This is a genomic window from Tetragenococcus solitarius NBRC 100494 (genome assembly GCF_001544195.1).
Lineage (GTDB): Bacteria > Bacillota > Bacilli > Lactobacillales > Enterococcaceae > Tetragenococcus > Tetragenococcus solitarius.
This window is the reverse complement of record NZ_BCPY01000056.1, coordinates 1-11,591: the sequence shown is the minus strand read 5'-3', so window position 1 is coordinate 11,591 and position 11,591 is coordinate 1. Positions and strand designations below refer to the sequence as shown.

Genomic DNA, 11,591 nt, shown 5'->3' with positions numbered 1-11,591 from the left:
TTCAGGTTTCGTGTAAATGATTAAAAAATCTAATAATAAAATTTAAATTCCTATTAAGTTGTAACACATGAAATTAGATAGAATCATGTATTCAGAACCTTGATATTTTGAGGTTATTTTTTTGCTAATCAGAGGTACTCTTAGAGATGGCGGCAGGAATTTAAGCTAGTACAATTACTCAAAATTATTTTTTATTGACTATAGATAGATAAAGTTCTATATTATATATAGATAATTGTCTATGTATTAGTTTCAAAATAAATTCTATACAAAGGAGCAAAAAAATTATGACAGAATTAGCATTATTTGAACCAGCAATGTGCTGTAGCACAGGTGTATGTGGACCATCTGTAAATGAAGACTTATTACAAATTACTTCAGTTATGAACGCTTTAGATACATTAGAGGGGTTTCAAGCTAAAAGATACAATTTATCTAGTGATCCTCAAACATTTGTAGAAAACGAACAAATGAGTAAATTATTGCAAGAAAAGGGCGCTGATGCGTTGCCAGCAACATTATTAAATGGAGAAGTAGTTAAAGTGGGAGAATACCCTTCAATTGAAGAAATAACAGCTTTTACAGGAGTCAGATTTGTCCCAATGGGCTCGAATGACGGTGGCTGTTACGGTGGCTGTTGTGGATCAAATTCAGGATGTTGTTAGGAGGATTTTAAAAGATGGAAAATTATCAACCAGAACAATTAAACTTTACAAAATATCTTTTCTTTACTGGTAAAGGCGGAGTAGGAAAAACATCTACAGCTTGTGCTACCGCAGTTTCTTTGGCGGATAGTGGGAAAAATGTTATGTTAGTGGGTACGGATCCTGCTAGTAATTTACAAGATGTTTTTGAGAAAGAATTAACAAACAACGGCTTAGAAATTCCAGAAGTGAAGGGATTAACCGTAGCGAACTTTGATCCAATTACTGCTGCACGTGACTATATGGAAAGTGTTGTTGGTCCGTATAGAGGGGTTTTGCCTGATTCAGCTGTAGCCAACATGGAAGAGCAATTATTAGGTTCTTGTACCGTTGAAATTGCGTCTTTTAATGAGTTTGCTGGCTTTTTAACGAATCCAGAAGTTGAAGCTCAATATGATCACATCATTTTTGATACTGCTCCAACTGGACACACATTAAGAATGCTGCAACTGCCTTCTGCATGGAGTAACTTCTTGGATGAAAACACTACTGGTGTTTCATGTATGGGTCAGCTATCCGGACTTGGCGATAAGCAAGAAATGTATGAACACGCAGTAGACACACTATCAGAGGGTACAAAAACAACCTTAATGTTAGTTACACGTCCGCAAAACGGACCACTGGTAGAAGCGAATAGAGCTTCTGAAGAATTAAAAGAAATCGGTGTGTTAAATCAACAATTAATTATCAATGGATTATTAGAAAGACCGACAGATAGCGTTTCTCAAAAGATTTATGATGAACAACAATTAACGTTAAAAAATATGCCTGATAATTTGAAACAATTTTCAAAATTTATCGTTCCATTACGCTCATATAACGTAACAGGTGTTGAAAACTTACGATTACTTTTAACATCAGATCAAACAAATGCCGTTGTAGAAGCTCCAGAAGTAATGGATTACCCTAAATTACAACACATTGTAGATGAATTAGATCGTACAAATAAAAAAGTTGTTTTCACTATGGGTAAAGGTGGCGTTGGTAAAACTACGATTGCTGCTACACTAGCAACGGGATTGGCAGCCAAAGGAAAAAAAGTTCATTTAGCAACAACAGATCCTGCTGCTCATTTGGGATTTGTAATAAAAGAATCGGATTCAATTAAAATGAGCCATATCGACGAGAAAAAAGAATTACAGGATTATAAGGAAGAAGTGTTAGCTACAGCCCGTAAAACAATGTCTTCTGAGGAATTGGATTATGTTGAAGAAGATTTACGCTCGCCTTGTACTCAAGAAATTGCCGTTTTCAGACGATTTGCAGAGATTGTCGCTACAGTTGATTGCGATGTAGTCGTCATTGATACCGCCCCAACTGGACACACTTTATTGTTATTAGATTCCTCTCAAAGCTATGCTAAAGAAGTGGAACGAACTTCTGGTGAAGTTCCTGAGTCCGTTCGTAGACTGTTGCCAGTCTTACAAGATCCAGAACAAACCGAAGTTGTCATGGTTACTTTACCTGAAAATACACCAGTATATGAATCTATGCGCCTACAAGAAGATTTAAATCGTGCTAAGATCGCTCATACTTGGTGGGTCATAAATAATAGTATGCTAACGAGTGGTACAACAAATGAAGTGCTCAAAGCTCGTACTAAAAGCGAAGTCACTTGGATTAATAAAGTAGTGGAACTATCTAATGATCATTTTGCAGTAGTAGAGTGGAGTCCCATCGAAGTAAAAGGTTCCGTTATTGAAAGTATTTTAAATTAAAAATATACCTTCCTAAATAGATAACATATGTCTATTTAGGAGGGTATTTTTAATTGTTGCATATAGATAGGACATCATCTATATTTAAATTAAGAGCACAAAAGAAAGGAGTTTGTTTATGGACTATGAGTCTTATGCAGCCGTAATGAAAGCTTTATCTGATCCTAAACGAGTAAAAATATTAGATATTATTTCTTGTGGTGAGCTATGCGCTTGTGATATATTAGAGCAATTTGATTTTACCCAACCGACTTTATCCCATCATATAAAAGTTCTTGTGAATGCAGGTTTAGTAAACGTAGAAAAAAAAGGAACATGGCACCATTATTCATTGAATGAAAAAAATATGAATCAATTGGTGATCGATACTAGTCAACTTACTTCAAAAAAAACTAGTTGTATTTGTTCTGAAACAGATCAAAAAGGAGCTGCTTTAAGTGAAAAAACTCTTTTTGTATGAGCCAGCGATGTGTTGTAGTACGGGAGTATGCGGTCCTTCAGTAAATGAAGACTTAATACGAGTTTCTTCGATCATGAACGAACTAAAAAAAGCAGAAGGTATTCAAGCTGTCCGTTATAACTTATCAGCTAACCCTAATTCTTTTGTTTGAAATAGTAAGGTTACGGAAATTTTGCAGGAAAAAGGAATGAATTCTTTGCCTATAACCGTTGTAAATGACGAAGTTATAAAAATAGGTTCGTACCTTTCTAACAAAGAAATTATGGACTATACAGGTTTACAGCTGATAACGATTTGAGTTCTTTAATGAGCAAATCCGTTCTACTAACAAGCTTTTATTAAACAATAAGTGAGGAGAAAAAACTATATGAAAATTATTGTCATTGGATCCGTTGCAGCAGGTACTTCTGTAGCAGCTAAAGCTAGAAGAAACACAGAAGAAGCTGAAATTATCGTTTACGATCAAGGAAAAGATATTTCTTATTCTGTTTGCGGGATTCCTTATCAAATTGGTGGCGAAGTTGAAGAATTAAGTGCCTTAACCCCGAGAAATGCAGCATGGTTCAAAAAGAGATACAATGTTTCAGTTTTCACCGAGCATAAAGTGACAAAAGTTGATCATGCCAACAAACAGTTAGAAGTGACGGATCTTGTTTCTGGAGAAAAGAAACTAGAAAATTACGATGTATTGGTTTTTGCTACAGGGGCTTCTCCATTCACTCCACCTCCATTTAATCAAAAAGAGTATGATAATGTGTTCCAAGTTCGAAATATTCAAGACGCACGAGATATTGGAGCCTATTCAGCTAAACAACCTAAAAAAGCATTGATTATTGGTGCTGGATTTATTGGTTTAGAAATGACAGAACAATTAATCCATAAAGGATTAGAAGTAACAATCGTTCAATTAGAAGATCAAGTCATGCCTCCTATGGACGCAGATATGACTTTCCGTGTAGAAGAGCATATGCGTGCAAAAGGTGTTAATTTAATCCTTAGCGACACGGTAAAAACGATTGAAGGAGAAACGTCAGTAGAGAGAGTTATCACGACAAACGGCATTACAATTGAACCAGATATCGTTATTTTATCAGCAGGTGTACGTCCAAATACAGAATTAGCTAAAGAAATGGGCGTAGAACTGGGAGCTTCAAGAGCAATTGCGGTCAACAAAAAAATGCAAACTAATCTTCCAGATGTTTATGCGGTTGGGGATGTGGCAGAAAGCTTCTCCGTTATTACAGGTAAGCCAATCTACCGTCCGTTAGGCTCAACGGCTAATAAAATGGGTCGAATCGCTGGAGATGTCATTACCGGTGGCGATTTAGAGCACAGAGGTGTCTTAGGAACAGGAATATTCAGAATCTTTGATCTACATGTCGGTCAAACAGGATTAACAGAAAAAGAAGCGAAAAAAGAAGGTTATGATGTTGAAATCTTATATAATATCAAGCCAGACCACGCCGAGTATTTAGGTGGGAAAGAATTGACTATCAAAGCATTAGCAGATAAAGAAACCGGTCGCATCTTAGGTGCACAAGCTATCGGTCAAGGTGGCGTAGACAAACGAATTGACGTAATCGCAACAGCTATTACGTTTAAAGCAAAATCGGAAGATTTATTCCATTTAGATTTAGCCTATGCACCACCATTTGCGACAACGAAAGACCCCATTCTTTATACGGGAATGGCATTGGATAATGCATTAAAACGAAATCCATTGTTAACACCAGCTGAATTAATACGTCGCCAAAATAGTGGTGAAAAATTACAAATTATCGATACACGTTCTAAAAAAGATTATGACAAATCACATGTTAAAGGAGCAATTCATGTTCCTTTGGCTGAACTGAGAGAAAGAAATGTAGAATTAGACAAATATGTAGCAACGGTCACTTATTGTAATAAAGGTGTAACTGGTAATGCATCTCAAAATATATTATTAAATTATGGATTTGAAAAAGTTTATAATTTATCTGGTGGGAATAAAAATTATCAAAGTTATCTTAAAATGTTAAAATCGAAATCAAAATAAATAAAAAAAAGAATCAGACAGCCAAAAGTTGCTGTCTGATCTTTTTTTTACGATTTAAATAAATGAAGCCAATACGGTAGCGCCCCCCAAAAGTTTAGATTTCACTCTAACTTTTGGGGGGCGCTACCTATTTGAGTATTGAGAGAGCTTATTTTAATTTTAGAGCGAAAGAGCTTCATCGTATAATTTAATTTTTTACCAGTTTTTTAGTCGTTTTGTCTATAAATGTCAGCTCTAAGTTTAAACCGTCTGCAATTTTTGTAATGGTCTTTAGAGAAGGAGCATAAGAAAAGTTTTCTACACGAGCTATTTGAGCCTGAGAAACATGTACTTTTTCAGCTAATTCTTTTTGAGTCATATTCTTTTCTCTACGGAGACTGGCTAATAAAGCAGTCAACTCAATCAGATTTTTATCTTCTTGAGAAATGCTGCTAATGTCTTTCTTTACATCTGTCCATTTCATACTAATCATCCTTTCTTGCGTTCTAACCAATCAGCTAATTCACGTTTAGCTTGTTCAATTTCTCTTTTGGGTGTCTTTTGGGATTTTTTTCTAAACTGGTGTAATAAAATTAATTCATTATCTTCTAAGGTTGCAAAAAATACGCGATTAGGAACTGGGCGTAATTCCCAAATTTTACCCTCAATCTGTTTAACAAGAGGCTCACCTATAAAAGTGCCGTCATATTCCAGACGTTCCATTTGATAATAGAGCTTTTTTAAGGTGGATTTATTTTCTTTAGTCGGGTTACTATCCAGTTCTTTGATCCAATTCACTATTTGACTTTGGCCTTTCTTATCTTCATAGAACTCTATTTCATATTTTTTCATAGAAACTCCTATCACTCTCTGTATACCTCTATAATATATCAAAAATGATATATCATCAAGTTTTATAATTGCTTTTCAATACATGAAATTGCTTATAATAGTGTATTGAAATTAAGGTAGATTGACAAACGAGTGATCAAATAGATATACTACATTCAAACGACCGTTTGAATGTGAGGTGAGATGAATGGAAAAAGTTTGCCAAGTGACTATCGTACATAAAGAAAAAGTAAATGTAATAAAAAAAAAATTGGATCAAAAAGATTTTTCAAACTTACTTGTGTTAGGGAAATGTTTCAGCGATTCTTCTAGAATTAAAATTTTTTATGCTTTAGAAACCTATAAGGAAATGTGTGTCTGTGATTTAGCAGAAATACTTAATGCTAGTGTCGCTACAACGTCACACCATTTACGTTTTTTAAAAAAACATGGAATGGCAAAATCACGTCAAGATGGAAAAGTAGTTTATTACTCTTTAGCGAATGAAGACATCCTTTCCGCTATTCATGTTTTTTTAAAGTTATCAGAAAATCTATCTATGAAATCTTAGTTTGGAGGAAGTTATTTTGTTACAAAGTATTTTTTCAGCTATCGCTGTTTATATTTCTACCAGCATTGATTATTTGTTTATCTTGCTAATTATCTTTTCTCAAAGTCACACACAAAAAGGTATTCGTCACATTTTTTGGGGTCAATATCTTGGAACAGGCATTTTGGTAGCCGTAAGTTTGTTTGCTGCTTATGTGCTAAATTTTATTCCGCAAGATTGGATCATTGGATTTCTTGGATTAATTCCAATTTATTTAGGTATCCGTGTCGCTGTGATAGGCGAAGAGGAGGAAGAAGAAGAGGAAGTCGTTGAAAAGTTAGAATCTAGAGGAACCAGTCGGTTATTTTGGACTGTCGCCTTAATAACCATTGCGTCAGGTGGCGATAATTTAGGGATTTATATTCCCTACTTTACTTCGCTAGCTGTTTCCGAAATTGTTATTACTTTAATCGTATTTGCTATCTCTGTTGCGGTTCTTTGCTGTGTCAGTTATAAATTAGCCAAAATTTCCTTTGTTTCCGAAACGTTAGAAAAATATGAACGAATCATTGTTCCTATCGTGTTTATTGGTTTAGGAATTTATATATTGATCGAAAATGGTACGATTCAAACTGTATTGAGTTTATTTAATTAATAAATAGTTTGATTGTTAGTACAAAAAAAGACAGCGATTAAAACTCGTTGTCTTTTTTTTGTACTAACAGATTGGCGCATTATCTAAGTAATATAATTCGATACATGAAATTACATAAAATCATGTATCAAGAATCCTATCCCTATAGGGTTCTTTTTTTTTACTCTCCCTAAACACACGATTTCGTGTTATAATAACTATAATCATGTATTCGAACAGACTAAAAAGGAGGGATTGTCATGGGCTATAATGTTCAGCCACTACGGTTGCAACAGGAGATTAATGATTTTTTATTTTGCCTGCGACGGAATAAAAATGCGGAACGTGACGTTTTCTTGTTTCTAATTGGAATTAACAGCGGTCTGCGCATGTCCGACATCGTCAAACTCAAGAAAAAAGACGTGATTACCTCAAAAAACCCGCGCATCGTGGAGCAAAAGACAGGGAAAACACGCATTTTATACTTAAGCAGCTTACAGGACTTGATTCACGGCTATACCGCACCCTTAGATCCGGAGGCTTACTTGTTTCCCAGTACTAAGGGCGGCCATTTAGAAGTCAATACGGTCTACCAGATGTTTCAAAAGGTCGCGAAGCTGTTAGGAAGGGACGATATCGGCACCCACACCCTACGAAAAACCTTTGGTTACCACTATTACAAGAAAACCAAAGACGTGGCCACCTTAATGGAAATCTTTGGTCACAGCAGCGAGAAGATTACCAAACGCTACATCGGAATTAATGAAGATGAAATCAGTGAAACGTTATTAAATTTTCGGTTAGGTTTTTGATTGTATTATATAATAGATAAGCACAGTAAGACGGTTATAATCACCCACAGTATTGGACAAATCAACCTTTTTTTGGTATATTATATATACAAATGAGAGCAGGCTCATAGTCAACTTGATATAAATCCGGAACATAAGGGTCCGGCGGGTGGCAAGCACCAAAACTAAACTCGATACAAATCCGGAACGTAAGGGTCCGGCGGGTGGCAAGCACCAAAACTAAACCTGTATAAAAGGCTGCTCTTTTGAACAGCTTTTTTTATTGGGAAAAAGGAGCATTCTTCGCACGTGGCAAAAAAAGAATACAAACGCATGTCTATAAAAGAGACAACCCAAATTACCAGACAGTTAAACGCGATTTATAAGGCTGCCCATCTCTTACAAGAACATTTTGTAGATAAAAAAGTATCCTTTGTCGGAGAAGTCTCAACGGTAGCGATTATTTTTTCGACAACTAATTTTATCTGATGATGTTCTTAAAGAATTAGATAAATTAGAAAGAGCCGGTAGTTCAATTGTATTAACGGCAGTTGATCGTAAGTTAATTATTTTAATGGGAATCCGTGACCAAGTTCGAGCAGGTGTTAAACAAGACCTACAAAAATTAAAATCACTTGGTGTTAAAAATCTCACTGTATTATCAGGGGATAATCAAGGCACAGTTAATTTAGTTAAAAAGGAGCTAGGATTAACCGAGGCTCATGGCGATATGTTACCTGAGGACAAGTCAATTTGAGTACAATTGAAAGAGCTATTGAAAACCTAGGATATTCAGTTATTAGTTCAAAAGTAAAGGAAGGTGTATAAAATGACAACAGCAAATGAAAGACAAGAAAAATTAGCTGCTGAAAAAGCATATAAAGAACACATTCATCATACCAAGATTAATGCTGTAGCTGTCACAGATCATATACTTGCTAATATCCATACCTTACATGTAAAATTACATCAATATCATTGGTATGTAAAAGGCACAAATTTCTATTCATTGCATAGTGTTTTTGAGAATTTATACAATGAGAATGAGACATGGTTTGATAAGATTGCAGAACGTTTGCTAGCTTCAGGATTTAAGCCAGCTTCAACAACTACTGAATTTCAGGAATTTACAATAATTTCTGAAGATCCGTCTGAAAAATATTATTCTGCTGAAGAAATGGTCATACAGTTAGTAGAAGATTTTAGGACTAATCGTGAATTTACCGTTCGTGCAATGCGTTTAGCACAAGAAGAAGCAGATGATGCATTAGAAGATTTACTAATTAGTTATAAAGATTACTTAGATATAAATATTTGGCAACTTCAAGCCTTTGTTAACAAGGATGCGTTAGAAGATGATGACTATATAGATAACGATTAATTAGGAGGAAAGCTGTATGGCACACCATCACCACCATAGTCATATAGATTGTATACGTTTAGTTCCGATTTTTAATCACCTAAATGAAGAACAAATGAGTTTAATTGCGCAATCAGCGCAAGAAGTACATTATGCAAAGAATGCGTTGTTATTTGGAAATGGTGATAAAGATGACACACTTTATATTATAAATAATGGGCGTGTACGTGTTTATAACTTAAATGAATCTGGTCGTGAACAAACTGTACGCATATTAAATCCTGGTGATTTTATGGGAGAAGTGGCTATTTTTCAAACTGAAAGTTACCATTCTAATTATGCTGAAGCAATATCAGAAGTGAGCATATGTAGAATTCATAAAAAGGATATGGATGACTATTTAGGCGCTTACCCAGAAATTATGAGAAGAATACTATCAGATGTTACGAAACGTTTACAGGTATCAGAAAAGCAAACGATGCAGGTTGGTATGGAGCAAGTAGAGTCTCGTATTATTGATTTTCTATCAGAATACGTTGAAGATGAAGAAAACCATACTTATGTGACTTTACCAATGTCGAAAAAAGATCTAGCCTCGTACTTGGGTACAACCCCAGAAACAATAAGTCGTAAGTTCTCATCATTGGAAGAGAGAGGTTTAATTAAACAGCATACTCAAAAATATGTTGAGATATTTGATTTAGATAAGTTATTATTTGCATCAAGTTAAGTTAAATGGTTCTGTGTCAAATAGTATTGGTCACCAACACTATTTATCATAGAACCCAATTTTTTAGTACAATGATCCATGGTGATATCCTTTCTTGGTGTAGTTTTGTTTTAGAAGCCTAAAATGGTAATTATGATATTGATTTTTGGGATTCTTTTCCAGCTGGAATGGACGAGTTAGCGAAAATTTTTAGAATGGTTGTCATGGGTGAAGATACCGTAAAAGGAATTGCAGTAACTATGGAAATATTGCGGATGCAGCGACTATAGCTAAAGAAGCCTTAGAGGCGTTCTGTGACTTACTACAAGAAGAAGGAAAAGGTTGCTTTAAAGATCCAGAAAAAATTGCAAAATCATTCAACGTGCAATTACCATAAGTTATCGGTTAGGTAGACTTGCACAAGAATCCAGCAATGTCGTTCTAAGTGTTCTTGTACGTGAAATTCGTGCGCTTGAAAAGAACATCAAAGACTTGGAAAAGCAATCAAGCAATTATTTGTCGGCATTCGAGAATATCAATATTTGCCCGGTGTTCCAGGTATTGGAAAGGTGTACTCCACTTAATTAATCGTTGAAATCGGTCAAATTGAACGATTGGAAAATCAAACAAAATTGGCAAAATATGCAGGCTTATATTCGAAAGTCAAACAATCTGGTAACTGTCAGTCATAAAATACACCTCTGACAAAACAAGGGAATCGCTATTTTGGATACTACTTAGTTAAAGCTACCAACTCTATAAAAAAGTATCTTCCTGAATATAAAGTTTTTTATCAAAGCAAATGTAAAGAGGTCCCAAATATAAACACAAACGAGCAATCGTCTTAAGTTACGCGTCTTGTGGATACGCTACTACGTAACCATCGACTCTACGCGTTGCCAAGGAGAGTAATAGGTCAATAACATTCTGTTATTGACGCAAACCTTTGAAATCCCCTGTAAAAAATTTGATTTTAGACGGAGCTAGTTAAGTGCGCTTCAAAACAGGTTACACAATAAAAATATTTTCAATCTTCAACTTGACTTATTACCATTAGATTTATTGACAAGAGCCTTTAAAATATATCTATTTTCGGTTTTTTATATTCAACAAGAAAAGACAAGATTCTCGAAGTACTGGAAGATTCTCGTCTTTTCTTTCATTTCATTGTTATTTAAGAGTTAGTTTGTTTTATTGAATATATCCTACTTTTTGCCCTATAAATCGTGTCCGAACATATTGTTCGGGTGCAAAATGGATCTCTGTATATTCAAATATTTGACCGTCATCTAAATAAGCCCAGTTTTGAGTTAGTCCAATACAGTTTTCTTGCTTTAAGGCCAAGTAATTTTTATCTAAATCAGTCGCCAAAATTACTCTATCGACTAAACGTGAGCCAATAATCTTATGATTTGTGACAGACTGAATGTATCGGTAAATTGATTCTTGTGCAATCTTCTTTGTCAATCTTGGTACTACCTCTGATTTGAAAAAGCTATCATCTATCATTACAGGTTTACCATTAATTAGACGCAAACGAATAACGTGATAACAAGTAGTTCCTATTTGAAACATTGATTTCGCTGCAAGTGTAGCATCAACAATTATTAAATCCAACGAAAGTACCTTAGTTTCGTTGGATTTTGTTTGAATTTTTGATCCACGCTCCATATTTCCAGAATCGATTAATAAATCCTCAACAGCTACCCTTTGTAAGACTACATTGGCACTACCGAGTTTACTGTAAACTAATCCTTCACTATTTAGCTGACGAATTGCCTTTCGGATTGTATTTCGAGAAACATTATACCTAAATAATT

Annotated in this window: 12 protein-coding genes and 5 pseudogenes; 14 read left to right on the top strand and 3 right to left on the bottom strand. The window is 34.9% G+C overall.

Translation table 11 applies throughout. The features are described from left to right. Positions 1-287 precede the first annotated feature (287 nt). From arsD (TS1_RS11470) to TS1_RS11455, 5 genes and pseudogenes are all read left to right on the top strand, one after another. Positions 288-665 (top strand): arsenite efflux transporter metallochaperone ArsD, encoded by a 378-nt coding sequence (gene arsD, locus TS1_RS11470; protein ID WP_083498310.1) that lies wholly within the window; start codon positions 288-290, stop codon positions 663-665. Positions 666-679: 14 nt separating this feature from the next. After that, on the top strand, positions 680-2,422 hold the full coding sequence (gene arsA, locus TS1_RS11465) for an arsenical pump-driving ATPase (protein ID WP_068710629.1): 1,743 nt from the start codon (positions 680-682) through the stop codon (positions 2,420-2,422). A gap of 118 nt (positions 2,423-2,540) precedes the next feature. Further along, complete coding sequence (locus TS1_RS11460) at positions 2,541-2,882, top strand: ArsR/SmtB family transcription factor (protein WP_068710628.1); 342 nt, start codon at positions 2,541-2,543, stop codon at positions 2,880-2,882. Positions 2,883-2,889: 7 nt separating this feature from the next. Then, positions 2,890-3,180: pseudogene (arsD, locus tag TS1_RS12750) on the top strand (arsenite efflux transporter metallochaperone ArsD). A 69-nt stretch (positions 3,181-3,249) separates the two neighbouring features. Then, complete coding sequence (locus TS1_RS11455) at positions 3,250-4,917, top strand: FAD-dependent oxidoreductase (RefSeq protein ID WP_068710627.1); 1,668 nt, start codon at positions 3,250-3,252, stop codon at positions 4,915-4,917. Positions 4,918-5,104: 187 nt separating this feature from the next. On the opposite strand, the gene TS1_RS11450 is transcribed toward TS1_RS11455, so the two are convergent. Both TS1_RS11450 and TS1_RS11445 read right to left on the bottom strand, forming a co-directional pair. After that, a complete protein-coding gene (locus tag TS1_RS11450) occupies positions 5,105-5,380 on the bottom strand; it encodes a helix-turn-helix transcriptional regulator (protein ID WP_051923348.1) in 276 nt (91 codons plus the stop codon). A gap of 5 nt (positions 5,381-5,385) precedes the next feature. After that, positions 5,386-5,748 (bottom strand): type II toxin-antitoxin system RelE/ParE family toxin, encoded by a 363-nt coding sequence (locus TS1_RS11445; RefSeq protein ID WP_035020746.1) that lies wholly within the window; start codon positions 5,746-5,748, stop codon positions 5,386-5,388. 187 nt (positions 5,749-5,935) lie between these two features. Here TS1_RS11445 and TS1_RS11440 point away from each other — a divergent pair, with 187 nt between their 5' ends. The 9 genes and pseudogenes from TS1_RS11440 to TS1_RS12855 all read left to right on the top strand — a co-directional run. Next, complete coding sequence (locus TS1_RS11440; RefSeq protein WP_002300950.1) at positions 5,936-6,298, top strand: ArsR/SmtB family transcription factor; 363 nt, start codon at positions 5,936-5,938, stop codon at positions 6,296-6,298. A 16-nt stretch (positions 6,299-6,314) separates the two neighbouring features. After that, on the top strand, positions 6,315-6,932 hold the full coding sequence (locus tag TS1_RS11435) for a CadD family cadmium resistance transporter (RefSeq protein WP_035020741.1): 618 nt from the start codon (positions 6,315-6,317) through the stop codon (positions 6,930-6,932). Positions 6,933-7,171: 239 nt separating this feature from the next. Continuing rightward, on the top strand, positions 7,172-7,723 hold the full coding sequence (locus TS1_RS11430) for a tyrosine-type recombinase/integrase (protein WP_068710626.1): 552 nt from the start codon (positions 7,172-7,174) through the stop codon (positions 7,721-7,723). Positions 7,724-8,035: 312 nt separating this feature from the next. Continuing rightward, positions 8,036-8,188, top strand: a pseudogene (locus TS1_RS11425) (PBECR4 domain-containing protein); the annotation flags it as partial. After that, a pseudogene (locus TS1_RS11420) lies at positions 8,184-8,450 on the top strand (HAD family hydrolase); the annotation flags it as partial. The pseudogenes TS1_RS11425 and TS1_RS11420, both read left to right, overlap by 5 nt. Continuing rightward, a pseudogene (locus tag TS1_RS12745) lies at positions 8,447-8,530 on the top strand (heavy-metal-associated domain-containing protein); the annotation flags it as partial. The pseudogenes TS1_RS11420 and TS1_RS12745, both read left to right, overlap by 4 nt. A gap of 1 nt (position 8,531) precedes the next feature. Then, positions 8,532-9,083 (top strand): Dps family protein, encoded by a 552-nt coding sequence (locus tag TS1_RS11415; protein WP_005237709.1) that lies wholly within the window; start codon positions 8,532-8,534, stop codon positions 9,081-9,083. A gap of 16 nt (positions 9,084-9,099) precedes the next feature. Next, entirely contained in the window at positions 9,100-9,792 is a 693-nt protein-coding gene (locus TS1_RS11410) for a Crp/Fnr family transcriptional regulator (protein WP_005225225.1), read from the top strand. Positions 9,793-10,057: 265 nt separating this feature from the next. Beyond that, positions 10,058-10,694, top strand: a pseudogene (locus TS1_RS12855) (transposase); the annotation flags it as partial. Between the two features lie 268 nt (positions 10,695-10,962). On the opposite strand, the gene TS1_RS11405 reads toward TS1_RS12855, so the two are convergent. Next, positions 10,963-11,591, bottom strand: a 629-nt coding sequence (locus tag TS1_RS11405; RefSeq protein ID WP_068710625.1) for a GntR family transcriptional regulator, incomplete at its 5' end; no start/stop codon positions are given.